The 24,137-nt window shown below is 73.2% G+C and carries 21 protein-coding genes; 7 read left to right on the top strand and 14 right to left on the bottom strand.

The window, feature by feature from the left end:
- Positions 1–59: 59 nt before the first annotated feature.
- From FXF68_RS39565 to glgX, 4 genes are all read right to left on the bottom strand, one after another.
- The gene (locus FXF68_RS39565; RefSeq protein ID WP_019629095.1) at positions 60–731 is read right to left on the bottom strand and encodes a response regulator transcription factor; all 672 of its coding nucleotides are present in this window, start codon (positions 729–731) and stop codon (positions 60–62) included.
- A 171-nt stretch (positions 732–902) separates the two neighbouring features.
- Positions 903–2,702, bottom strand: coding sequence for a malto-oligosyltrehalose trehalohydrolase (gene treZ, locus FXF68_RS39560; protein ID WP_148767950.1), 1,800 nt, complete (start codon positions 2,700–2,702; stop codon positions 903–905).
- Positions 2,699–5,113 (bottom strand): malto-oligosyltrehalose synthase, encoded by a 2,415-nt coding sequence (treY, locus tag FXF68_RS39555; RefSeq protein ID WP_246179198.1) that lies wholly within the window; start codon positions 5,111–5,113, stop codon positions 2,699–2,701. The genes treZ and treY overlap by 4 nt, the downstream gene beginning before the upstream one ends.
- A 3-nt stretch (positions 5,114–5,116) precedes the next feature.
- Positions 5,117–7,279, bottom strand: coding sequence for a glycogen debranching protein GlgX (gene glgX, locus FXF68_RS39550; RefSeq protein ID WP_148767949.1), 2,163 nt, complete (start codon positions 7,277–7,279; stop codon positions 5,117–5,119).
- A 172-nt stretch (positions 7,280–7,451) separates the two neighbouring features.
- On the opposite strand from glgX, the gene FXF68_RS39545 reads away from it, so the two are divergent.
- Together FXF68_RS39545 and bfr are read left to right on the top strand one after the other, a co-directional pair.
- Positions 7,452–7,826, top strand: coding sequence for a (2Fe-2S)-binding protein (locus tag FXF68_RS39545; RefSeq protein WP_222870309.1), 375 nt, complete (start codon positions 7,452–7,454; stop codon positions 7,824–7,826).
- 97 nt (positions 7,827–7,923) lie between these two features.
- Positions 7,924–8,421 carry a bacterioferritin gene (gene bfr / locus FXF68_RS39540; protein WP_148354260.1) on the top strand — a complete coding sequence of 166 codons (498 nt, stop codon included), beginning with the start codon at positions 7,924–7,926 and terminating at the stop codon, positions 8,419–8,421.
- 82 nt (positions 8,422–8,503) lie between these two features.
- On the opposite strand, the gene FXF68_RS39535 is transcribed toward bfr, so the two are convergent.
- Complete coding sequence (locus tag FXF68_RS39535; RefSeq protein WP_148767974.1) at positions 8,504–9,541, bottom strand: adenylate/guanylate cyclase domain-containing protein; 1,038 nt, start codon at positions 9,539–9,541, stop codon at positions 8,504–8,506.
- Positions 9,542–9,709: 168 nt separating this feature from the next.
- Positions 9,710–10,582: a biotin--[acetyl-CoA-carboxylase] ligase gene (locus FXF68_RS39530; protein WP_222870308.1), complete on the bottom strand. Its 873-nt coding sequence runs from the start codon at positions 10,580–10,582 to the stop codon at positions 9,710–9,712.
- 95 nt (positions 10,583–10,677) lie between these two features.
- Here FXF68_RS39530 and FXF68_RS39525 point away from each other — a divergent pair, with 95 nt between their 5' ends.
- The gene (locus FXF68_RS39525; RefSeq protein WP_148767946.1) at positions 10,678–11,451 is read left to right on the top strand and encodes an enoyl-CoA hydratase/isomerase family protein; all 774 of its coding nucleotides are present in this window, start codon (positions 10,678–10,680) and stop codon (positions 11,449–11,451) included.
- Here the strand turns inward: FXF68_RS39525 and FXF68_RS42860 are convergent.
- Genes FXF68_RS42860 through FXF68_RS39515 form a run of 3 tightly spaced genes read right to left on the bottom strand, consistent with a single transcriptional unit; the run spans position 11,448 to position 14,703 of the window.
- Positions 11,448–11,612: a hypothetical protein gene (locus FXF68_RS42860; RefSeq protein ID WP_187438347.1), complete on the bottom strand. Its 165-nt coding sequence runs from the start codon at positions 11,610–11,612 to the stop codon at positions 11,448–11,450. The genes FXF68_RS39525 and FXF68_RS42860 overlap by 4 nt on opposite strands.
- 11 nt (positions 11,613–11,623) lie before the next feature.
- Positions 11,624–12,073 carry a GNAT family N-acetyltransferase gene (locus tag FXF68_RS39520; RefSeq protein WP_148767945.1) on the bottom strand — a complete coding sequence of 150 codons (450 nt, stop codon included), beginning with the start codon at positions 12,071–12,073 and terminating at the stop codon, positions 11,624–11,626.
- A 5-nt stretch (positions 12,074–12,078) separates the two neighbouring features.
- A complete protein-coding gene (locus FXF68_RS39515; protein WP_148767944.1) occupies positions 12,079–14,703 on the bottom strand; it encodes a phosphoenolpyruvate carboxylase in 2,625 nt (874 codons plus the stop codon).
- 102 nt (positions 14,704–14,805) lie between these two features.
- Between FXF68_RS39515 and FXF68_RS39510 the strand changes: the two genes are divergently transcribed.
- The 4 genes from FXF68_RS39510 (at position 14,806) to FXF68_RS42855 (ending at position 19,266) form a co-directional block, all read left to right on the top strand.
- Complete coding sequence (locus tag FXF68_RS39510) at positions 14,806–16,398, top strand: acyl-CoA carboxylase subunit beta (protein ID WP_148767943.1); 1,593 nt, start codon at positions 14,806–14,808, stop codon at positions 16,396–16,398.
- A gap of 47 nt (positions 16,399–16,445) precedes the next feature.
- Complete coding sequence (locus FXF68_RS39505) at positions 16,446–16,685, top strand: acyl-CoA carboxylase subunit epsilon (protein WP_148767942.1); 240 nt, start codon at positions 16,446–16,448, stop codon at positions 16,683–16,685.
- 108 nt (positions 16,686–16,793) lie between these two features.
- Positions 16,794–17,855 (top strand): NYN domain-containing protein, encoded by a 1,062-nt coding sequence (locus FXF68_RS39500; RefSeq protein ID WP_148767941.1) that lies wholly within the window; start codon positions 16,794–16,796, stop codon positions 17,853–17,855.
- A gap of 106 nt (positions 17,856–17,961) precedes the next feature.
- On the top strand, positions 17,962–19,266 hold the full coding sequence (locus FXF68_RS42855; RefSeq protein ID WP_187438346.1) for a YncE family protein: 1,305 nt from the start codon (positions 17,962–17,964) through the stop codon (positions 19,264–19,266).
- A 66-nt stretch (positions 19,267–19,332) separates the two neighbouring features.
- On the opposite strand, the gene FXF68_RS39490 is transcribed toward FXF68_RS42855, so the two are convergent.
- The 5 genes from FXF68_RS39490 to FXF68_RS39470 form a co-directional block, all read right to left on the bottom strand.
- Positions 19,333–22,425 (bottom strand): bacterial transcriptional activator domain-containing protein, encoded by a 3,093-nt coding sequence (locus tag FXF68_RS39490; RefSeq protein WP_148767940.1) that lies wholly within the window; start codon positions 22,423–22,425, stop codon positions 19,333–19,335.
- A 64-nt stretch (positions 22,426–22,489) separates the two neighbouring features.
- Complete coding sequence (locus FXF68_RS39485) at positions 22,490–22,930, bottom strand: TadE/TadG family type IV pilus assembly protein (protein WP_148767939.1); 441 nt, start codon at positions 22,928–22,930, stop codon at positions 22,490–22,492.
- The gene (locus FXF68_RS39480) at positions 22,927–23,385 is read right to left on the bottom strand and encodes a TadE/TadG family type IV pilus assembly protein (RefSeq protein ID WP_148767938.1); all 459 of its coding nucleotides are present in this window, start codon (positions 23,383–23,385) and stop codon (positions 22,927–22,929) included. Before FXF68_RS39480 ends, FXF68_RS39485 begins: the two co-directional genes overlap by 4 nt.
- Before the next feature lie 29 nt (positions 23,386–23,414).
- Positions 23,415–23,807: a TadE family protein gene (locus FXF68_RS39475; protein WP_148767937.1), complete on the bottom strand. Its 393-nt coding sequence runs from the start codon at positions 23,805–23,807 to the stop codon at positions 23,415–23,417.
- A 59-nt stretch (positions 23,808–23,866) separates the two neighbouring features.
- Entirely contained in the window at positions 23,867–24,088 is a 222-nt protein-coding gene (locus FXF68_RS39470; RefSeq protein WP_148767936.1) for a Flp family type IVb pilin, read from the bottom strand.
- Between the last annotated feature and the right edge of the window lie 49 nt (positions 24,089–24,137).

The raw sequence follows: 24,137 nt of genomic DNA, 5'->3' as shown, positions 1-24,137 counted from the left end.
CGCCTCTCGGGAAGGCGCCGGGACGACCCGCGCGACCGTGGCGGCCGGTAGGGCGTGCCCTAGTCGCCGCGCTCGAACCGGAAGCCGACGCCCCGCACCGTCGTGATGTAGCGGGGGCTGCCGGCGTCGTCGCCGAGCTTGCGGCGCAGCCAGGAAATGTGCATGTCGAGCGTCTTCGTGGAACCCCACCAGTTGGTGTCCCACACCTCGCGCATGATCTGTTCGCGGGTGACGACCTTGCCCGCGTCGCGGACGAGCACCCGCAGCAGGTCGAACTCCTTCGTCGTGAGTTGAAGCTCCTGGTCGCCCATCCAGGCGCGGCGCGACTCGGCGTCGATCCGGACCCCCTGGACGATCGGGGTCTCGGTGCTGCCGCGGCGCAGCAGCGCCCGGACCCGGGCCAGCAGCTCGGCCAGCCGGAACGGCTTGGTCACGTAGTCGTCGGCGCCCGCGTCCAGCCCGACGACGGTGTCGACCTCGTCGGCACGCGCGGTCAGGATCAGGATGGGCACGCCGTGCCCCTCGGCCCGCACCCGGCGGGCCACCTCAAGGCCGTCCAGCTCGGGTAGGCCGAGGTCCAGGACGATCAGGTCCACCCCGCCGCCGAGCGCCCGCTCCAGCGCCTGCGGGCCGTCCGGGCTGACTTCGACGGTGTACCCCTCGCGCCGCAGCGCGCGGGCGAGAGGCTCGGAGATGGACGTGTCGTCCTCGGCGAGCAGTACTGAGGTCATGAACCGATCGTATGACCATTCTTGAACATTGCCCGGCTGCCGCCGCGCTCTTGACCTGCGGTTTGCCACTCGTAGTACATCCTCGAACACCGCTTTTCAGGCGGAACCGGGATGCAGTCCGCATCCCGCCTGGGGGGCGTCGGGGCCGGTCAGCCGACGATCAGCCGGGGATCAGCCGACGACGGCCGCGGACGCGCCCGGAAGTTCGACCTCGGCGATTCCGGAATCGCCGATCATGTCCTTGTCCAGGCGGATTGCCGGGTCCGAGGCGAGCAGGAGGCGGGGCGGCGGCGCTCCGGGAGCGGACGCCGGGAGCGCGACGGGGACGTCTCCGACGTTCGCCACGACGCGGATCGGACCGCGTTGCATGATCAGCCAGCGGGCCCCGTCCTCGCCGGTCTCGACGGTCGTCTCCGTGAGGCGCGGGTCGTTCAGCTCGGGGCGGGAGCGGCGAAGCGCGATCAGCGCCCGGTGCCATTCCAGCAGGTCCCTGTGGTGCGGCCGGTCGGGCTCGGTCCAGTCGAGGACGGACCGCCGGAAAGTATCCACAGCCTGTGGATCGGGGACGTCGCCCGTCCAGCCGTGCCCCGCGAACTCGCGGCGGCGCCCCTCGCTGACGGCGCGTCCCAGTTCGGGGTCCTGATGGTCGGTGAAATAGCACCACGGGGTGGACGCGCCCCATTCCTCGCCCATGAAGAGCATGGGCGTGAAAGGCGCGAGCAGGAGCAGCGCCGCGCCGACCTTGAGCAGGCCGGGCGGCATGTCCTCGTCCGCGTCCGCGGCTGCCAGGACGGCGCCGATCCGGTCGCCGGTCGCCCGGTTGCCGATCTGGTCGTGGTTCTGGAGGAAGCCGACGAACCGGTGCGCGGGCGTTTTCAGGACGTCCACCGGGCGCCCGTGGCGGCGTCCCCGGTAAGTCGACCAGGTTCCGTCGTGGACGAAGACGTTCGTGAGCGCCTTTTTGAGGGTGTCCAAGGCGCCGAAATCGCAGTAGTAGCCCTGCCTCTCACCGGTGAGCGCGGCGTGCAGGGCGTGGTGGAAGTCGTCGCTCCATTGCGCGTCCAGGCCGTATCCGCCCGCCTCCCTGGACGTCACAAGGCGCGGGTCGTTCAGATCGGATTCGGCGATGAGGAACAGTTCGCGTCCGAGATGCGCCGAAAGGCCCGCGACCGCGCCCGCGAGTTCTTCGAGGACGTGCACCGCTCCGAGGTCGGTGATGGCGTGGACGGCGTCGAGCCGCAGCCCGTCGAAGTGGTAGTCGCGCAGCCACATCAGCGCGTTCCGCACGACGAACGCGCGCACTTCCTCCGAGCCTTCCTGGTCGAAGTTGACCGCGTCGCCCCATGGTGTCGGGTGCGTGCTGGTGAAATAGGGCCCATAACCGGCGAGGCGGTTTCCGTCCGGGCCGAGGTGGTTGTAGACGACGTCGAGGATCACCGCGAGCCCGCGCGCGTGGGCGGCGTCGACGAAGCGTTTCAGCGCGTCCGGGCCGCCGTACGGCTCGTGCGGCGCCCACAGGTGAACGCCGTCATATCCCCACCCGTGATTTCCGGGAAAGGACGCGACGGGCAGGATCTCCACCGCGTCTATGCCGAGCGCGACGAGATGGTCGAGCCGTTCGGTGGCCGCGTCGAACGTCCCCTCCGGAGTGAACGTGCCCACGTGCATCTCGTAGAGGACGCTTCCGGGGAGGGGACGTCCGTGCCAGTGCTGGTCCGTCCAGGCGAACCGGTCGTGGTCGTAGACGCGGCTCAACCCGTGGACGCCGTGCGGCTGCCATGGCGAGCGGGGGTCGGGCAGTACTTCGTCCGCGTCGTCCAAGACGAACCCGTAGTCGGTGCCATGCGAGGCGTCCGTGACATCCGCTCTCCACCAGCCGGACGGCGATGCGTCCATGGAATGCCGGACGCCGTCTGCCTCGACCTCCACTCGCCCAGCCGACGGCGCCCACACCTCGAACCGTTCGCTCACCGATCGATCTCCCGGGGGACGAGCAGCGCCACGGGCAGCGTCTCGAACAGCTTCCCCGCGTCCAGGATCGGGCCCATGTGGGTGCAGCCGGTCAGGACGTCCCGCCAGCCCTGGTGGGCGACGTCGACCCTCGTCCCGGACCAGCCGCCCTTGCGTTCCAGGCCGACCGGCAGACGCGTCGCCAGCGCGACGGCCTCGCCGCGGGCGAACCCGACGACGTGCTCGGCGGCGGGGCCGCGCGACGTGATCGGCTCGTGCCGGGAACCGGGCCCGAACCATTCGGGATGGGCCCGGCGCAGCCGCAGCGTCCGCGACGTGACGAGGAGCTTCTCGTCGTCGACCTCCTTCGGCAGGCGTCCGGTGTCGAGCCGCAGGAGGTGCTCGCGGCGCCGCCCGTAGTCGACCGGTCGCCGGTTGTCGGGGTCGACCAGCGCGAGCCCGGTCAGCTCGCAGCCCTGGTAGACGTCCGGGACGCCCGGCATCGCCAGTTGGACGAGCTTCTGCCCCAGCGTGTTGTACCGCGCGTAAGGGGCGAGCCTGCGCACGAACGAGGTCATGTCGGTGATGAGGTCGGGGTCGGCCAGGACGCCCCGCGCGTATTCGAGGACGGCCCGCTCGTACTCGGGGTCGTGGTCGGTCCACGACGTGCGGGTCTTGGCCTCGCGCATCGCCTTGGTGAGGAATTCCTCCAGGCGTCCGATGGTGAGGGGCCAGGCTCCGACGAGCGTCTGCCAGAGCAGGTATTCGAGGTCCGGCTCCAGAGGAGACGGGCCGGGACCCCAGTTCCGCCACCGTTCGACGGCCTCAGTCCATTCGAGGGGGAGTTCCGACAGGACGGACAGCCACGCCCGTACGTCCTCTTCACGTTTGGTGTCGTGCGTGGACAGCGTCGTCATCGTGGACGGCCAGTCCCTCGCCGTCCTTATGCAGAACGCGTGGAAATCCTCGGGGCTCACCGAGAAGCGCTCCGGGTCGCCGCCCACCTCGTTCAGCGCGGCCATGCGGTTCCACCGGTAGAACGCCGTGTCCTCTACGCCCTTGGCCGCCAGGGGCGCGGACGTCTGCTGGAACCGGACGATGAACTCGGCGTCGGTGCGCTCGCCACGTCCGAGGGCCAGATCCACGACGAATTCGAGATCCGCGTGCATTTCCTCTGGCAGATGCGCGCGGGCACGGCCCGCCGCCTCGTTCAGGACGTCGATGGCCGATTGCGACGGGTCCTGCCCAGGGACGACGTACGCGCGGTACACGGGCATGGCGACGAGCAGCTCGACCAAGGCCCGCTCCAGACCGGGACGGCGTTCACCCACCACACGCTGGAGGACGCGCTGGAGCCGCTCGATCTCCGGCTTCAACCCATGCGTCGCGACGTACCCGCGCGATTCGTACTCCACGTCCGCGAAGTCGTGCGGGCCGCCCGTCAGCGCGACGTAGTAGTCGGTGAGCGGCTTCTCCCCGGCCGGGTCGACGAACAGCCCGCCGACCATGCCGAGCGCGTCGTAGCCGGTGGTGCCCGCGCACGGCCAGTCGGGCGGCAGCCGCTCCTCCCCCGCCGTGATCTTCTCGACCAGCAGCCACGCGCCCGGCGCCTTCTCCGAGAGCCGCCGCAGGTAGCCGCGCGGGTCGGCGAGGCCGTCCGGGTGGTCGACGCGCAGGCCGTCCACGTGACCCTCCTCGACCAGGTTCAGCAGGAGGGCGTGGGTCCGCTCGAAGACCTCCGGGTCCTCCTGGCGGAGCCCGATCAGGCCGGAGATGTCGAAGAAGCGGCGGTAGTTGGGCTCGCCCTCGCCGGGCGGGACGATCCGTCCGCCTCCGGCCGCCCAGTCCACGTCGAACCACTTCGCGAACGGCGAGGACGGCCCGTCCGCGAGGACGGCGGCGAACGGCAGGTTCAGGTCGGGCGGCGACGGGATCGCCATGTGGTTCGGGACGACGTCCACCAGCAGCCTCAACCCGTGCGCGCGGAACCGGGCGGCCATCGCGCCGAACGCCTCCGACCCGCCGAGCTCCTCCGAGAGCCGGGAGTGGTCGATCACGTCGTAGCCGTGCGTGGAGCCCGGCGCGGCCTGCAGGATCGGCGACAGGTAGACGTGCGACACGCCGAGGGACGCGAGATAGGGGGCGAGCGCGGCGGCCTCGGCGAAGCCGAAGCGGCCCTCCGGCGTGCCGCGCAACTGGAGCCGGTAGGTGCCGGACGGCGGCGCCGCCTCCTCCTCCGCGGGGACGCCTCCATGCCTGCCGGTTCTGCTCTTGGCGGTCAGGTGCTCTTCGTCCAGGTGATCCTCGGACACGGTCTCCTCACCAGGGGGTTCGCCGGGGAGCTGTTCGTCGGGAGCGGGTTCGGCGTACGTGTCGTGCGGGTCGTGCGGGTCGGGCGGGTCGTGCGCGGCATGGGTGAAGGCGGAGGTCACGGCTCAGCCCCGGCGCAGGACCTGGATCGACCGGCCGGCGACCGCGACGGTCTCGCGGGCCTTCACGGTGGACGGCTCGTCCGGGCCGGGCAGCGGGTCGACGGTGTCGAGGACGGGCGTCCACGTCCCTCCGTAGGAGGCGGGCGGGAGCGTGAACGCGAGGTCGCCGTCGTCCGCGTTGAACAGGAGCAGGAACGAGTCGTCGGTGACCTGCCTGCCGCGCCGGTCGGGTTCGCCTATCGCGTCGCCGTTCAGGAAGACGCACAGGGCCTTGTTGAATCCGGCCGTCCAGTCGGTTCCGGCCATTTCCGTGCCGCCGGGGGTGAACCAGACGAGGTCGGGAAGCTCCTCCGGACGGCCGTTCGCGCGGCCCTTCTTCGGCCGCTGGTCGCCGAGGAAGAAGCGCCTGCGCCGGAACACCGGATGCCTGGTCCGCAGCCGGGACAGCCGCCGGACGAAGTCGAGCAGCGCCCCGCGCTCGCCGGGGAAATCGCCGTCGTCCAGGCCCGTCCAGTCGACCCAGGACAATTCGTTGTCCTGGCAGTAGCCGTTGTTGTTCCCGCGTTGCGTGCGGCCGATCTCGTCGCCGTGCAGCAGCATCGGGACGCCCTGCGAAAGGAACAGCGTCGTCAGCAGATTGCGTTTCTGCCGCTCGCGCAGTTCGAGGATGGCGGGATCGTCGGTCGGGCCCTCGTGGCCGCAGTTCCAGGAGCGGTTGTCGTCGGTGCCGTCCCGGCCGCCCTCGCCGTTGGCGTCGTTGTGCTTGTGGTCGTAGGAGACGAGGTCGTGCAGCGTGAACCCGTCGTGGCAGGTCACGAAGTTGATCGAGGCGATCGGCCGCCGCCCGTCGTCGGCGTACAGGTCGGACGACCCGGTCAGCCGCGACGCGAACTCGGGCATGGCGCCCGGCTCCCCGCGCCAGTAGTCGCGCATCGTGTCGCGGTACTTGCCGTTCCACTCCGTCCACAGGGGCGGGAAGTTGCCGACCTGGTAGCCGCCCTCGCCCACGTCCCACGGCTCGGCGATCAGCTTCACCTGCGACACCACCGGATCCTGCTGGACGAGGTCGAAGAACGCCGACAGCCGGTCCACCTCGTGCAGCTCGCGGGCGAGCGTCGCGGCCAGGTCGAAGCGGAACCCGTCCACGTGCATCTCGGTCACCCAGTACCGCAGCGAATCCATGATCATTTGCAGGACGTGCGGCCCGCGCATCAGCAGGCTGTTCCCGGTGCCCGTCGTGTCCGTGTAGTAGCGGGGGTCGTCGTCGGCGAGCCGGTAGTAGGAGGCGTTGTCGATGCCCCGGAACGACAGGGTCGGCCCGCGATGATCGCCTTCGGCGGTGTGGTTGTAGACGACGTCCAGGATCACCTCGATCCCCGCCTCGTGCAGCGCCTTCACCATCGCCTTGAACTCGAACACCTGCTCGCCCCGCTGCCCGGACGAGGCGTACTCGTTGTGCGGCGCGAAGAACCCGATGCTGTTGTAGCCCCAGTAGTTGCGCAGGCCGCGCCGCTCCAGGATGTCGTCCTGGACGAACTGGTGGACGGGCATCAGCTCCACCGCCGTCACCCCGAGCGAGCGGAGATGATCGATGACCACCGGGTGGCCGAGGCCCGCGTACGTGCCGCGCAGCGCGCGCGGGACGTCCGGATGCCGCGCGGTGAGGCCCCGGACGTGCGCCTCGTAGATCACCGTCTCGTGGTACGGGATGCGCGGCGGACGGTCGTCCCCCCAGTCGAAGTAGGGGCTGACCACCACCGACCGCATCGTGTGGGCCGCCGAGTCGGCGTCGTTGCGCGACCACGGGTCGCCGAACCGGTAGCCGAAGCAGGACTCGTCCCAGTCCATGGAGCCTTCGACGGCCTGCGCGTACGGGTCGAGCAGCAGCTTCGCCGGGTTGCAGCGCTGGCCCCGGCGCGGGTCGTAGGGCCCGTGCACCCGGTAGCCGTAGCGGTGCCCCGGCATGATCCCCGGCAGGTAGCCGTGCCAGACGAAGGCGTCCACCTCGGGGAGCGGGATCCGGGTCTCGGCGCCCTCGCCCGCCGGGCCGTCGAACAGGCACAGCTCGACGTGCTCGGCGGCCTCGGAGAAGACGGCGAAGTTCGTCCCAGCGCCGTCGAACCGGGCACCGAGGGGGTAGGCGTCGCCCGGCCAGACCTGAGCCAATGTGTCGCCCTCTCGTCACTGCGGCACGCGGGGGCGCGCACGCGGTGGAAGCCCTTCCCGCTGAGGGGTGGATCACACCGATTAGGAGCCCTCTGGTCAGAACGGACATCTCTGAGCTACCTTAGGGGAGCCTTACCTTAATGAGGGTCACCTAAGAACCCCTGGTGGGCATTTGTCCGGGACACGAGCCGCATGGAAGGTCCGCCTGCCGATGTACGTCTGCATCTGCAACGCCATCACGGAGGACGACGTCAACGGCTGCATGGCGAGCGGCTGCGCCTCCGCCAAGCAGGTCAAGGCGGCCTGCGGCTTCAAGCCCGGATGCGGGTCCTGCACCAAGCGCATTCACCGCATGGTCAGCGAGTACAGGACGGCGAGCGAACTGGCCGACGCCCTCACCGGCGGGCCCGCCGCGCTCACCGCCGTCCCGGAGCCCGACCTCTCCGAGCCCGCGCTCTCCGACCCGGTCGCCGGCGAACCGATCATCGCCGAGCCGGTGCTCGCCGAGGCCGCCGAAGAGGGGGCCGCCCCGCCGACCGCCGCCTGAGCCTCCGCCCGCCGCAGTGGCCCGCCACCAGGGCGGACACGCTCCTGCGGGGGGTTAGTGCTGTCCCGAACCAGCCCGCCGTGGAAGCATGGAGCCCATGGAAGGCGACAAGGACATCATCGCGCTGCTGAACGACCAGCTCACCGCGGAGCTCACGGCGATCAACCAGTACTTCCTGCACTCCAAGATGCAGGCGAACTGGGGATACACGCGCATCGCCGAGCACACCCGCGACGAGTCGTTCGACGAGATGAAGCACGCGGAGCGGCTCACCGACCGGATCCTGTTCCTGGAAGGGCTGCCGAACTACCAGAAGCTCGGCACGCTGCGGATCGGCCAGACCGTCTTCGAGCAGCTCGAAGCGGACCTCGCGGTCGAGATGGAGGCCGTCGCCCGGCTGCGGCCCGGCATCGAGCTGATGCGCTCGCGCGGCGACATCACCTCCGCGCGGATCTTCGAGGACATCCTCGCCGACGAGGAGGAGCACATCGACTACCTGGAGACCGAGCTGAGCCTCGTCCAGGCGCTCGGCGAGCAGAACTACCTCCAGCGCCTCACCGACGCTCCCGGCGAAGACAGCATCAAGCCCGTCTGACGACGGTCACGACGCCCTGCCTTTCTGGGGGGCGACCCCCAGACCCCCGCGGGGCGGCGTCATGATCCTCGCTTCGCTCCGGTCATGACGCCTCCGGCTCCGCGGGCGCGGGCGCCGGGGCCACGGCGGCCGCGCCCGGACGGCGGCGGCGCAGCACGTACGGCTGGATGATGCCGAGCCCGCGGACCGGGCGCCGCACGATCCGCGTCACCTCGAACTCCGTGCTCGCCTCCAGCGCCCCGGCCAGCTCCCCGTCGATCACGACCGAGCCGGGCCGGGCCAGCGACGTCAGCCGGGCCGCGAGGTTCACCGTGGTCCCGAACAGGTCGCCCATCAGCGGCAGGACGGGCCCGTGCGCGACGCCGACCCGCACGTCCGGGACCTCCGTCTCGTCCTGGATGGCGGCCGCCACGGTCAGCGCGATCTCCGCGCCGATCTCCGGCGTCTCCGCGCTGAACAGCACCTCGTCGCCGAGCGTCTTCACGAGGCGCCCGCCGCAGGACGCGATGATGTCCGCGGCGGTCTCCTCGAACCACTCCACGATCCGGGCGAGCTCGATCTCCTCCAGCTCCCGGCTGACCTGGGTGAACGACACCATGTCCGCGAACCCGACGGTGGTCAGCGGGCGGCCCGCCGGGTCGCCGTTCTCGCGGGTCGCGGCGGCGGCGAGGGCGCGCGTCCCGGCGGCGGCGAGCTGGCGCCGCCAGGCGTGCACGACGAGCGGCTCGAACTCGCCGATGTGCTTCTCCGCGACGTCCACGATCGTCTGCACGGCCTCGGCGGACGCGGCGTCGTGCACGTCCTCGGCGAGCATGTCGCGCAACAGGCTGACCTGCCACTCCGCGAGCCGGGTCATGGTCTGGCCGAACGCCCTGACCAGCCGGATCACGCCGTCCTCGTCGAGGACGCCGTCGTCCACCAGGCGGCGCATCCGGTCCAGCGCGGCGACGTCGCCCTCGGTGTAGGCGATCGCGTCGTCCGGCATCGAGGGGTAGCCGAACGCGCGCCACACCCGGCCGGAGAACTCGCGGGAGACGCCGGCGAGCCGCACGGCGTCGACGCGGTTGTACCGCAGCTCGCCGCCGAGCAGCAGCTCTTCGATCTCCTTCGGGTCCGGCATGCCGGCCGTCATCCTCCGCCCCTCAGTGCGCCGCCCACGGCCGTGGCGGCGGCGTCCCGACTCGGTATCGGGACATATCGTTGCAGATCAACCGCGCTTTCACCGCCGGGACCCGGACCGGACGTCCTCCGTTCATCGGACGTGCACCCCTCACCGGACGTCCATCCGTCATCGGACATGCACGACGTCGCCCGCGCTGATCGCGCGCTCCCCGCCCGGACCGGCGACCACGAGCCGCCCGGCCTCGTCGACGTCCGTCGCCGTCCCGGGCAGGAACTCCCCGCCCGGCAGTTCCACCCGCACCCGGCGGCCCAGCGTCACGCACAGCTCCTTGTACGCGGTGCGCAGGCCGCTGGTTTCAGGGTCGCCGTCGAGGGCCGTCCACTCCCGGTACCAGGTGGAGAACTCGCGGAGGATCGCGCGGAGCAGCGGCGCCCGGTCGCTCAGCGGCGCGCCCTCGATGGCGAGGGACGTCGCGGTCGGGACGGGCAGCTCGTCCTCGCGCAGGCCCACGTTCAGGCCGACGCCGACGACGATCCCGGCGTCGACCTTCTCGACGAGGATCCCGGCGAGCTTGCGGTCGCCGACGAGCAGGTCGTTCGGCCACTTGAGGCGGGCGTCCACGGCCGCGTCGCCGGCGGGGCCCGCGTCCGCGCCGAGGAACCCCTCCCCGGCCTCCGACCACGCCGTCATCCGGCGGACGGCCATCGCGACCGCGACGCCGGTCAGCAGCGACGCCCAGCCGAGCGCCCGCACCGGCACCTCCGGGCGCAGCAGCATCGAGAACGTCAGGGCCGACCGCGCGGGGGCCGTCCACGTCCGGCCGAGCCGACCGCGCCCGGCCGTCTGCACCTCGGTGACCAGGACGGTGCCCTCCGGGGCGCCGTCCCGCGCCCGTTCGGCGAGGTCGGCGTTGGTCGACCCCGTCTCCCGAACGACCCCCACCTCCCGCCAGAGCCCGCCGTCCCGGACGAGCGCGCGGTGCAGCGCCGCCTCGTGCAGCGGCGGCCGGTCGAGGTCTCCGTACGGTGAGTCGCTCACGCGTCCATCCAACATCACCCGCGGCCCGATCATGAGGGCAGGCGTCGAGTGTCCCGGACGCCCGTGGTCGGAGGACCGTGGCTAGGGTGCCTCCCATGGATGGTGTGACGCTGCGGCGCGACGGTCACGTCGCGGAGATCGTGCTCGACCGGCCCGAGGCCCTGAACGCCCTGTCCACGGCGATGGCGCGGCGGCTCGCCGCGGTGTGCGCCGAGGTGGCGGCGGACGCGTCCGCCCGCGCCGTGGTGCTGAGCGCGGCCGGGGAGAAGGCGTTCTGCGTGGGCGCCGACCTCAAGGAGCGCAACGCGATGACGGACGCGGAGATCCTCGCGCAGCGGCCGATCTTCCGGTCGGCGTTCGGCGGCGTGCTGAACCTCCCGCAGCCCGTGATCGCGGCCGTGCACGGCTACGCGCTCGGCGGCGGCTGCGAGTTCGCGCTGTCCACCGACATGATCGTCGCGGACGAGACCGCCGTGTTCGGGCTGCCCGAGGTGACCGTCGGGCTCGTCCCGGGCGGCGGCGGGACGCAGCTCGCGCTGCACCGGCTCGGCCCCGGCAGGGCCGCTGAGCTGGTCCTCACCGGCCGCCGCCTGCGCGCCGCCGAGGCCGTCGCCTACGGACTCGCCGACCGCGAGGTCGCCGCGGGCACGGCCCGCGAGGAGGCCCTCTCCATCGCCCGCGTGATCGCGGGCAACTCGCCGGTCGCCGTCCGCGCCGCGAAGCGCGCCCTCCGCCTCGGCATCGGCTCCCCCCTGGAAGCGGGCCTCGACCTTGAGGACAACGCCTGGCGCACCGCCGCCTTCTCCCCCGACCGCCGCGAGGGCATAGCCGCCTTCAACGAAAAGCGCACCCCCGACTGGCCCTCCTAAGAGTCACAGGGCCGCAGGGGCTCCATGTCCTTGAGGATGGCGGCGATCTCCGCACGATCGACCGGATCGGCCGCGACCGCCGCCGCCTCGCCCTTGAGATCGCGGGCCCGGCGTAGCCGTTCGGCCTCGCTGGCAACTCCGCCTTCGGTGACTTCGTCCACGGGTCGCGATGCTATGCGAGGGGCTTGGACATGTGGATGACGTAGCGGCCGCCCATGTCCTGGCGGCCGGTCTCGCGGTAGCCGAGTCGTTCGTAGCGGGCGATGTTGGACGTCATCAGCTCGTTCGTGTAGAGCCGCAGGTCAGGCAGGCCCAAGGCGCGGGCGTGGTCTTCGGCGAAGGCGAGGAGGGCGCCGCCGAGGCCCCGTCCGTGGCGGTCGGGGGCGACGGCGACGTTCTCCACCAGGAGGGCGCCGTCCTCGGGGATGAGGACGATCACGCCGTGCGGCCCGTCGTCCGTCACGAACACCCGGCCCGCGTCGATCAGGGCCGCGTAGTCGGCGTCCATTGGGAGGGGACGGGCGCCGATGAGCTCGGCCCAGGGCGTGTAGGCGGCCTCGACGATCTCCTCGATCCGGGCGCGGTCGTCCTGGGTCGCAGGTCTGATCCGGGGGGAGGTCATCAGCGTCATCCCGTGTTCTGGAGGCCCGCGGCGACGCCGTTGACGGAGAGGAGGAGCAGGTTCTCCAGGTGGGCGCGCTCGTCGTCGTTGGCCACGCCCGCGCGGAGTGCCTGTAGGGCGCGGAGTTGGAGGTGGGAGAGGGCGTCCACGTACGGGTTGCGCAGCTCCACGGCGCGGGACAGGACGCGCCGGTTCTCCAGCAGCCGCTCGTGGCCCGTCACCGCGAGGACGAGGCGGCGGGTCCGGTCGTACTCGGCGAGGACGGTCTCCGTCAGCTCGGGACGCTCGCCGAGCGCCAGGTAGCGTTCGGCGATCGCGCGGTCGGACTTGGCGAGGCTCATCTCGGCGTTGTCGAGCAGGGTGTTGAACAGCGGCCACGTCTCGTAGGCGTCGCGGAGCCCGGCGAGGTCGGCGCCGTCGCCGGAGACGGCGGCGAGGCCGCTGCCGAGGCCGTACCAGCCGGGGAGGTTGACGCGGGTCTGCGTCCAGGCGAACACCCACGGGATGGCGCGCAGGTCCTCCAGGCCGCGGGCGGCCTTGCGGCGCGCCGGACGCGACCCGATCCGGAGTTCGGCGATCTCCTCCAGCGGGCTGACGCGGGCGAACCAGGCGGCGAACCCGTCGGTCTCGATCAGCGCGCGGAACGCGGCGCGCGCCGCCTCGCCGAGCCGGTCCGCGAGCGGGCGGAAGCGGGCGGCGGCCGCGCGGGCGCGATCCTGCACGGCGTCCGTGGAGGCCAGCAGGACGGCGCTGGTCACCTGCTCGACGTGGCGCTTGGCGATCTCGCCGTGCCCGTACCTCGCGAAGATCACCTCGCCCTGCTCGGTGACCTTGAAGCGGCCCGCGACCGAGCCCGGCGCCTGCGCGAGGATCGCCCGGTTCGCGGGCCCGCCGCCGCGGCCGAGGGAGCCGCCCCGGCCGTGGAACAGCGTGAGCGTGACGTCGTTGCGCGCGGCCCACGCGGCGAGCGCCTCCTGCGTGTCGTAGAGGCGCAGGGTCGCGCTCGCCGGGCCGAGCTGCTTGGCCGAGTCGGAGTAGCCGAGCATGACCTCAAGGCGGCGGCCGGTGTCGTCCAGGCGGCGCCGGACGGCGGGGATCTCCAGCATCCCGTCCAGGACGGACGGCGCGCGCTCCAGGTCCTCGCCGGTCTCGAACAGCGGGATCACGTCCAGGACGGGCGCGCCGTCCCCGAGCGAGGCGGCCAGCTCGTGCACGCCCGCGATGTCGGCGGCCGAGCGGGTGAACGACACGATGTACCGGTGGCAGGCGCGGACGCCGAACCGCCGCTGGATCCACGCGACGACGCGGAGCGTCTCCAGGATCTCCTCGGTCATCTCCGACCGCTCGCCGCCCGCGCGGACCTCCTCCAGGGCCTTCTCGTGCAGCTCGGAGTGCTGCCGGATCTCCAGCTCGGCGAGGTGGAAGCCGAACGTCTCGACCTGCCAGATCAACTGCTGGACGCGCCCGTACGCCTGGCGCGGCGCGCCCGCCGCGGCCAGCGACTCCTGGACGGTCCGCAGGTCGGCGAGCAGCTCGTCCGGGGACGGGTAGGCGAGGTCGGCGTCCCGCTCCCGGGTCGCGGCGATCCGGGACGCGGCGTGCAGCAGGAACTGGCGGTGCGGCTCGCCCGGCGACCGCTTCGCGATCTCGCGGACGCGCTCCGGATGCGCGGTGCGGGCGGCGGCGAGGGCGCCCAGCAGCTCCGGCGACGCGGGCGTGGTGCCCTCGTTGACGGTCAGCTCCCGCCCGATCCGCCCGCACGCCGCCTCCAGGGCGCGCAGGACGTGGTCGGCCTGGATCATGACCGCGTCCCGGGTGACCTGCGCGGTGACGTAGGGGTTGCCGTCCCGGTCGCCGCCGATCCAGCTCCCGAACCGCAGGTAGGGCCGGGCCTTCGGCGGGCGGGCGCCGGTGTCGCCGCCGTCGAGCGCGCGGTCGAGCGTCCGGTAGATGCGCGGCACGACGCGGAAGATCGTCTCGTCGAACGCGGCCATCGCGGTGCGGACCTCGTCCAGCGGGTCCATCTGCGTCTCGCGGCGCAGGGCCGTCCGCCAGAGGAGGTCGATCTCCTCGCGGAGGGCGCGCTCGATCTCCTCGCGCTCCGTCCAGCCGGGCCCGGCGTCGAGCCGCGTCATCAGGTCGCTGATCCGCTGGATGGCGGTGACGACGGCGCGGCGGCGCGCCTCGGTCGGGTGCGCGGTGAAGACGGGACGGAACTCGAGGCCGCCCACCAGTGCGTCGAGCCGGTCCTCGCCGGTCGCGCGGATCTCCTCCACGGCCGCCGCCACCGACCCGGGGACGGTGTCGCCGGTGTCACGTTCCCTCAGCGTCCGGATGCGGTGGTGCTCCTCCGCGAGGTTCGTCAGGTGGAAGTACACGGTGAACGCGCGGGCGACCTGCTCGGCGCGTTCCAGCGTCCACCCGGCGACGAGGGACGCGGCCTCGTCCCCGGACGCCTCGCCGCGGCGCGCCGCGATCACCGCGCGGCGCAGCCGCTCGACGTCGTCCAGGAGGCCGGGGCCGCCGTACTCGACCAGGCCGTCGCCGAGCATCGCGCCGAGCAGGCGGACGTCGCGGCGGAGCGGCTCGGGCAGGTCCTGCCGGAAGGTGTCGCGCGTCTTCGTAGCCACCCGGCCAGCGTAACGAGCCGCGTCCCGCCGCGTTCGGCCCGGTCAGCGGTCGGCGGCCCCCGCGCGCCGGGGCCGGGCCCGGGTCCGGTTACCCTGGCCCGCATGGCGATGGAAGCCCCTGAACCCCCCGCTGAGTACGACGTCCACACCACGGCGGGAAAGATCGCGGACCTGGCCCGCCGCCGGTACGAGGCGGTGCACGCCGGATCGGCCCGCGCCGTCGAGAAGCAGCACGCCAAGGGCAAGATGACGGCCCGCGAGCGGATCGACGCGCTGCTCGACCCCGGCTCATTCGTCGAGTTCGACGAGCTGGCGCGGCACCGGTCCACGAACTTCGGGATGGAGAGGAACCGGCCCTACGGCGACGGCGTCGTGACCGGGCACGGCACCGTGGACGGACGTCCGGTCGCCGTGTTCAGCCAGGACTTCACCGTCTCCGGCGGCTCCCTCGGCGAGGTCTTCGGCGAGAAGATCTGCAAGGTCATGGACCACGCCGTCACCAACGGCTGCCCGGTGATCGGGATCAACGACTCCGGCGGCGCGCGGATCCAGGAGGGCGTCGTCGCGCTCGGCCTGTACGCGGAGATCTTCAAGCGGAACGTGCACGCGTCCGGCGTCATCCCGCAGATCTCGCTGGTCATGGGGCCGTGCGCGGGCGGCGCGGTGTACTCGCCCGCGATCACCGACTTCATCGTCATGGTCGACCAGACGTCCCACATGTTCATCACCGGGCCGGACGTGATCAAGACCGTCACCGGCGAGGAGGTGACGATGGAGGAGCTGGGCGGCGCGCACTCGCACAACTCCAAGTCCGGCGTGGCGCACTACCAGGGGTCGGACGAGGACGACGCGATCGAGTACGTCAAGGCGCTGCTGTCCTACCTGCCGTCCAACAACCTGTCGGACGCGCCCGTCCTCCCGGCGGAGGTCGACCCCTCCGAACTGGACGAGGAGCTCGACACCCTCATCCCCGACTCGCCGAACCAGCCGTACGACATGCACGTCGCGATCGAGCACGTCCTGGACGACGGCGAGTTCCTGGAGGTCCAGGAGCTGTACGCGCCGAACATCATCACCGGCTTCGGACGGGTCGAGGGCCACTCGGTCGGCGTCGTCGCGAACCAGCCGATGCAGTTCGCCGGGACGCTCGACATCGACGCCTCGGAGAAGGCGGCGCGGTTCGTCCGGACCTGCGACGCCTTCAACGTCCCCGTGCTGACGTTCGTGGACGTCCCCGGCTTCCTCCCCGGCACCGACCAGGAGTGGAACGGGATCATCCGGCGCGGCGCGAAGCTGCTGTACGCGTACGCGGAGGCGACCGTCCCGCTCGTCACGATCATCACGCGGAAGGCGTACGGCGGCGCGTACGACGTCATGGGCTCCAAGCACCTCGGCGCCGACATCAACCTGGCGTGGCCGACCGCGCAGATCGCGGTGATGGGCGCGCAGGGCGCGGTGAACATCCTGTACCGGCGCGAGCTGGCCGCCGCCGACGACCCGGACGCCCGCCGCGCCGAGCTGATCACCGAGTACGAGGACACGCTCGCCAACCCCTACATCGCGGCCGAGCGCGGCTACGTCGACAACGTGATCCGGCCCGCCGAGACGCGCGGGCAGGTCGTGCGGGCCCTGCGGGCGCTGCGCGAGAAGCGCAGGACGCTGCCACCGAAGAAGCACGGGAACATCCCGCTCTGACGTCCGCTTTGATCGCCCGCTTTGCCTCGACACTCCCAGGAGAAACGGTGACCGACGCCGACAAGCCGTTCGTCCAGATCGTCCGGGGCGAGCCGGGCCCGGCGGAGATCGCCGCCCTCGTCGCCGTGCTGACCCGCCGCGCCAGGGCCGCCGCGGCCCGGGACGGCGGCGGCCCGGCCCGGCCGTCCCGGTGGGCGGACCGGACGCGGCTCGTCCGCGGGACGGCCGCCGGGGACCTGCGGCCGCGCGGCCCCGGCGCGTGGCGCGCCAGCGCCCTCCCGCGCTGACCCGCCGCCGAGGGCTCCCCGCCGACCCGCCACAGTCGCGGTGCCCGGGGTGACGGACAACCCCGGTTCACGCCCAGTGGGGGCCGGGCACGAATAAGGTGGAAGGCCATGGCCACCTCGGAGTTCGTCCCACAGCCCGCGCGCTACGCCATTTTCGTCGACGCGGGGTACCTCTACGCGGCCTCCGGCGCCTTGCTGCTGAGCTGCGGTTCCAGACGCGAATACCGGGTGGCGGCCGAAAAGTTGATCAAGGCGCTGACCGATCACGCGGACGAGCAGCGCCGTGGCGAACTGCTCCGGGTGTACTGGTTCGACGCGGCGCCGAAGCGGCAGCCGACCGTCGACCAGCGGGTCATCGCGAACCTTCCGCTGGTGAAGCTGCGGCTCGGCAACCTGAACGCGCAGGGCCAGCAGAAGGGCGTGGACGCCCAGCTCCGCGCCGACCTCGAGGCCCTCGCCCGGCACCGCGCGATCACCGACGCCGTGCTGCTCGCGGGCGACGAGGACATGCTGCCCGCCGTCGAGGCGGCCCAGCGGTACGGCGTGCGCGTCCACCTGTGGGGCGTCGAGCCGACGCACGGCTCGAACCAGGCCGAGTGGCTCGTGTGGGAGTCCGACACGGTCGAGGTGCTGCCCGCCGACTTCCTGCGCCCGTACTTCACCAAGGCCAAGCTGCTGCCGCAGCCCGCGCCGGGCAGCCCGGCCGCCGCCCGCGACGCCGCGGCCGCCGCGCAGCGGACGAGCCCCGTCCCGTCGCCGTCGCAGGTGTTCGCGGGACGTCCCCCGGCGGTCAAGCCCGCGGCCGGGGTGGGCGCCCGCACCGCCGTGCAGGTGGCGGGCGGCGTGACGCCCGCGACCGTCGCCGCGTCGATGAACTCGGCGGCCGCCGCGGTGTCCGACGGCAAGCTCGGGCCCGACCGCGACCACATGCTGGAGATCGGCGAGCACGTCGCACAGAAGTGGATCTTCGAGCGGGGCCGGGACAACATCCGCGACCTGCTGCCCGGACCGATCCTGCCGCCCGTCATCGACAAGGAGCTGCTGATCGAGGCGGAGAAGGAGCTCGGCGGGTCGCTGCGCCCCTACCAGGAGGCCCGCACCTGGCTGCGGGACGGCTTCTGGGAGCGCGTCTACCGCGAGTTCGGCATCGGGATCGGCAAGTCCGACTGACGTTTCCCCGGCTCAGGCCACGAACGCGAACACGTTTTGCGATTGACCGGACACTCCCCGTCGCCACTCGGTAAGGTCCCCGCCGACGACGAGGGGGTGACCGGGGATGGGACCGCGCCGACGACGGACGCGGCACGCCGCGCTTCCGGTCGCGGCGGCGCTCGGGCTGGCGCTGACCGGCGGCGCGGCGGGCGCGTGCTCGTCGCCCGTCCCGTTCTACCGGCCCGGCGAAGGCCCCCCTGACCAGCCGGTCGTCGGCCTCGGCGGCCCGGCCCCCTACCAGCCGCCCCGCGCGGACCGGGGCCGCCGCACGGCGCCCGACTCGGGGCGGCGCGGCGCCGCCCCGGCCGTCGTCGACGTCTACGCCGCCGCCGGGCCCGGCATGATCGCACCGGGCGCGCGGGGGACGCCGCCCCGCCTGTACGTGGCGAACGGCCCGCGCGTGGACGTCGTCGACCCGTCCGGACCGCGCCTCGTCGCGCGGCTTCCCGCCGGGGCGGCGGCGGTCGTCCCGTCGTGGGACCTGCGGCGGCTGTGGGCGGCCGATCCGATGCGCGGCCTGCTCGTCCCGTTCGGGTCGCACGGTGTGGGGCGGGCGTTCTTCGTCCCGGTCGCGAGCCCTGCCGGGTTGTACTTCACCCCGGACGGGCGGGACGCGCTCGTCCTCGCCGTCCCTCCGAGCCGTTCCGGGGGGCGTGGGGGGTGGTCCCCCCACAATGATCCGAGCCGTTCCGGGGGGCGTGGAGGGTCGTCCCCCCACAATGATCCGGGACGGGTCGACGTCCGCGACCCGCGCACGATGCTGCGGAAGGCGACGGTGCCGCTGCCGTGCGCCGCCGGGCACGCCGACTTCGTCGCCGACGGCTCCGCGCTCGTCGCGTCCTGCCCGGCGGCGGGCGGCCTGGCCCGCGTCGACCTCGCCGGCCGCCGCGTCTCCGGGGTGCTCCGGCTGCCGGACGGGGCACGTCCCGGCGACTTGCGGCTCTCCCCCGACGGCGCCGTGTTCTACGTCGCCGACCCGGTGAAGGGCGGGTTGTGGCTGGTGGACGCGCGGCGGTTCGTCCTGCTCGGGTTCGTCCCGGCGGTGCCGGGCGCGCGCGGCCTCGCGGTCAGCCGGGACGCACGGCGCCTGTTCGTCGTGGGCAACGGCATCCTGGCGGCCGTCGACTTCGCGGCGCGGCGGGTCGCGTCCCGGTGGCCGCTGCCCGGCGTCGGGTCCCCGGCGCCCGGCGGCGTGTCGTCGGACGGAACGGTCCTATGGCTCGCGGACGCGGCCGGGCTCGTCTACGCCGTGTCCACCCGGACGGGACGGGTCGTCCGCCGCCTCTGGGTGGGCGGACGCCCGACGAGCCTCCGCCTCAACCCCCAGCCAGGCCGCTACTCCCTGGGCGGCACGGGCCTCTACCGCTGACCCGACTCCCGGAGCGGTGGCGGACTGAACCGGGGCAGCGGTTGCGGGGCGTCCCCCCACAGGAGCTCAGCGGGAGCTGACGCCGTGCCAGTCGTGGGCGGCCTGCCAGTCCGGGAGGAGTTCCTCGATCAGCGCCTCCGTCTCCGGCTGGAGGCCGCCGAGCATCGGGTCGCGGGCCGCGCGGGAGCGCAGCTCGTCGACGACCACCCGCACCTGCGCGACGTCGCCGGTGGCGTGCGTGGCGCGGAGCAGGTCGCGCCACAGTCCCTCGTCGCCGGGCGAGAGCCGCAGCCCGGCGCGGGCCGCGCCGACCGCGCCGCGCGGGTCGCCCTCGTCCAGGCGGAGCACGACGAGCCGGTGCGCGACGTCGATGACCCGCGCGGACGCCTCGTACTCCAGGTCGTGGTCGGCCAGCCACGAGTACCGGCCGCGCGGGCGGTCCGCGAGCAGCGGCCCGCGCACCAGGTCCAGCGCGTACGACATGTACGCGGTCTCGGACGCGGGCTCGGCCGCCGACCGCCACACCAGCCAGCGGAACACGTTGAGGTCGACCCGCACCTCCGAGCCGAGCCTGATCCGGCCGCGCTCGTCGTAGTACAGGTTCGGGCGGCCCCGGGCGTCCTGGCCGAGCCAGTCGGCGACGCGGGCGACGGTCGCGTCCCGGACGGCCGTGCTCACCCCGCGCGGCCAGACGGCCCCGGACAGCACGGTCGGGTGGACGCCCTCCGGGTGCGCCGCGAGGTACACGAGCAGCTCGGTGCACAGGGCGCGGCGGCCCTCGTCCATCGGGCCCGGCGCCTCGACCTCGATCGGGCCGAGCAGCCGCACCTCGGCGGACGACTGCCGCGCGGCGGGCGGCTCCGCGCTCTCGGCGAGGCCGGGCAGCTGGACGGAGTCGAGCCGGTTCGCGGTCCGGAACAGCTCGAACACGCGACGGTAGTCGTCGTCCGGGACGAGCTGCGCCGCGACGTCGAAGCCGAGCACCCCGGCGCGGAGCCGTCCGGCGTCGTCGACGTCCCAGGTCCAGGTGGCGCCCTGCACGTCGCCGGGGACGAGGTAGCCCATCGCCATCCGGGTGCCGGTGCGGGCGAGCGCGACGAGCCGGTCGGCGTCCCACTCGGCGGGCTGGTCGGCCATGATCAGGTAGTGCGGCATCCACGCCTCGCCGAACACGCCGCGGCAGCGTCCGGTGAGGACCGAGTCGACGCCGGACGCGGCGAGCGCCTGCCGCACCTCCTCGCCGCGCTCCTCCAGCTCGGGCAGCGCGTCGGCGAGCGTCGGCACGGACCGGACGCGGTCCGGGGCGAGGTCGGCCAGGCCCTCGCCCAGCTCGGCGTCGAATCCGACGAGCGTGATCCGCATGTGGTCGGACCAGCGGTTCGTCGCCAGCTCCAGCGCGATGGCCGACAGCGCGGCGCGCCGGACGTCCTCCGGGCCGCGCAGCGCGATCAGTCCGTGCGCGGCCTCCAGGTCGACGAGGATGCGGCCGTTGTCGTTCGTCCCGATGGACACGAGGCCGGGGTAGGGGGCGAGGACGTCCCCGAGGTCGGACGCCTCCAGCGTCGGCAGCGCGTCGCCGTGCAGCCGCCACACCTGGCCGTCGTCGAACGCCTGCCACGGGGCGGGCGGGTTGAGGTCGGCGGGCGCGATCCACAGGTCGAGGCTGCTCTGCCCCTCGTGGGCCTCGCTCCGCGACCGGCCGAGGTGGACGCCGTACACGGTCGGCAGCGCCCGGCCGCCCGCCGCCATCGACTTCGACAGGTGCCGCAGCCCGAGGTCGAGGAGCTTCGCCGCCTCGTCGTCGGCGCCGAGCCGCAGCGCCCGCTCCGCCTCCGCGGCCTGTCCCTCCGGCCGGACGATCATGTGCCCGTCGGCCCGCCGCCGCAGTTGCGCGCGGCGCCGCTTGGCGAGCACGGCGAGCAGCCCGGCGGCGACCAGCCCGGCCGCCGCGAGACCGGCCGGCCGGGCGATGCCCGTCCCGTCGTCGTGCTGCGCGCCCTGGCCGGGGACGGCCGCGCCGCCGCTGATCTCGCTGGACGGCGCATCCCCGTGCACCGGCGGATGCTTCGGCTCCGACTTCTGCGGCGGCGCCTGCGTGGCCGGGGCCTTCGACGCCGGGGCCTTCGTCGCGGGCGCCTGGCTCGCGGGCGGCGCCTGGCTCGCGGGCGGCGGGGTGGCCGGGGCCCGCGTCGTGGGAGGCGGCGTTGCCGGTGGCGGCGTCGCCGGGGGCTTCGCCGTGGACGGCGGGGCGGGCTGCGCGGGCTTCGGGTCGGGCTTCGCCGACTGCTCCGGCGGCGGCTGCGCGGGCTTCTTCGCGGGCTTGTCGGGGACGTCGTGCCCGTACCGGAAGTAGTCCTGCAGATCCTTGGCGGGGATGACGCGGGCGCCCTTGGCGTCGGCGGGCATCTCCAGGATCCAGCCCGGACGGATCAGGCTCGCGATCGTCAGCCGCGACCCGTCCGGCTGCACGTGGTTCTTGTTGAGCGAGTAGATCTCCTTGTAGCGGCGGCCCTCGCCGAGGCACTTCTCCGCGATCTCCCAGAGGCTCTCGTGGTGGCGTCCCTCGGGCGGCTGCACCCGGTAGATCTTGGTGGTCTCCGCCTTCTCGATGGTCGTCCCGGCGGCGGGGCTCTCCGCGAGGCGGTCGCTGACGGTGGTCCGCTCGACGTTCGCGACCGGGACGGCCTGGAACGCCTGCCCCTGGGCCTGCGTCTGCGCGGGCGGGCGCTGCGCCAGCCCGGCGGCGGAGAACGCGGGCGCGACCGCCGCCGTCGCGCTGAACAGCAGCAGCGCGGCCACGACGAGGCGGTGGACGAGCGACTGCGTCCCGCCCGCGAGCGGCACCCGCGCCGGGACGCCGACGCCGCGGATCCCCGCGTACACCTCGACGACCACGCACGCCGCGAGCTGGAGCCAGGCCAGCCACACCAGCGCGACGAGGATGCCGATCAGCGCGCCGGGCCCCACCCGGTGCGTCAGGTCGGACGCGGACGGCACATGGCCGGGCAGCGGCGACCCGAACACCGACAGCAGCAGGAGGGGGACGCCGATCATCAGCGCCGCGAGCGCCACCACCGAGCCGAGCCCGGCGAGGACCTCGCCGGCGCCGCGCCGTCCGCTCACCCGCACCGGGGTCCGCCGCTCTTGCCGAGTCGTCATCGCGCCCCTGCCGTTCGGCTCGCTGCACGCCTGGACGTCGCACTCATGGTAAGTCCGATCGGGCTCAAGGGTTGCCTCCCGTCACGGGACGGGCGGTGGCCCCCGAGGTCAGGCGGAACTCACTGAACCCGGGGATGATCCCGAGGAGCTGCGGCCGGACGGTGATCTGCACGGTCACCGCCACCTCCTGCTCGTCGGCGTCGCAGGTGGACGCCGTGACCTGGTCCCGGTAGGCGGCGAGCAGGTCGCAGGCCGCGGCGCGGGCCCGTCCGGGATCGAGGACGGGCTCGCCGGTCGCGCGGAGCCGCTCGGCGTCGATCTGGTTGGCGCCCGCGCGGGCCGCCTGCTCGGCCATGTCGGCGGCGCGCTGCCGCGCGTGGATGGCGAGGCCGCCGTCGACCAGCAGCCCGGCCAGCAGGAACACGATCGGGGTGAACAGGACGGTGTAGAGCGCGATCGTCCCTCGATCGCGCCCGCGCCCGAGGAGCCCGCGAAGCCGCGTCACGGCGCGCCTCCCGGATCGAGCCCGCCCGGCTCCGTCCCGCCGCCGGGGTCCGGCGGGGCGCTGGGGTCGGTGCCGCGGTAGCTGAACGTGTCGATGGGCGCGATCGCCGTCCCCTGCATGCGCTTGCTGCCCGGCAGCCCGATGAACGACAGGTCGCCGAGGTCGACGTCGCAGGTGATCGTGACGCCGACGCTTCCGCCCGGCTGCCAGTGGGACACGTCGGTCTCCACGGTCGGCCCGCCCGAGCACCAGTCGTTGCCGCGCAGCCCGGCGGCGGCGGTCTCGGCGGCGAGGTCCCGCGCGGACAGCGCGCTGCGCGCGATGGACGCGGCGCGCACCGCGTCCCGGGCGGCGCCGTCCACCTGGCTCTGCGCGTCCACCATCCGCCCGGCCCCGGCGAGGAGCAGCAGGAACGCGACGAACAGCGGCGTGACCAGCACCATCTCCAGGGACATCGACCCCCGGTCCCCACCCCGCGGGCGCCTCATTGCCCGCCCCCAGGTTCGCACGCCGTCCCGGAGCCGACGTCCGGCCGGAAGCACTCGATCGGCCCGCGCGAGCGCTGCGACACGTGGAACGTCATGAACGGGATGACGGACACGGCCGTCCCGCTGACCTCGACCCAGCGTTCGTCGTCCGCCTCCCCCGCCTGGACCTGGAGGCCGCTCAGCAGCTCGGGTCCGATCTTGCGGACGTCGCCGGACGCCTTCGCGGTCGCCGGGCCCTGCCAGCCGTCGCCGAGGGGCGCGGTCCGCGCGACGCGCGCGCCCGACTGCGCCGCCGCGAGCGCGACGTGCCGGGCGTGGAACACCATCGCGAACTGCACCACGACCATCATCAGCAGGATGAGGACGGGCGTCAGTAACGCCCATTCCATCGCCGTCACCCCGGCGTCCGACCGGAGGCTCCGCCCGTGCCGATTCAGCCGGTGTCGATTCAGCCGGTGTTGATGTTGTTCGCCTTGTCCGTGACCTTCTTCGTGATGATCGCGCCGATCGTGATCGCGAGCAGCGCCAGGATCGCGGTGATGATCGCCCATTCGATCGCGGACGCGCCGCGGCTGCGGTCCTCCTCGGCGCGCAGCCGGGCGATCCGGGCCGAGACCATGGCGCGCAGATAGACGACGAACGGGTCGTGCAGGGGGTTGAGCGGACTCATCGTGGCACCTCCAGGGGCCGGTCGAGGTGAGGTCGAACAGGGGCGGCGG

Source organism: Actinomadura decatromicini, assembly GCF_008121305.1.
GTDB classification, from domain to species: Bacteria; Actinomycetota; Actinomycetes; order Streptosporangiales; family Streptosporangiaceae; genus Spirillospora; species Spirillospora syzygii.
The sequence above is the reverse complement of the archived record's forward strand: the minus strand, read 5'-3'. Positions and strand labels throughout refer to the sequence as shown.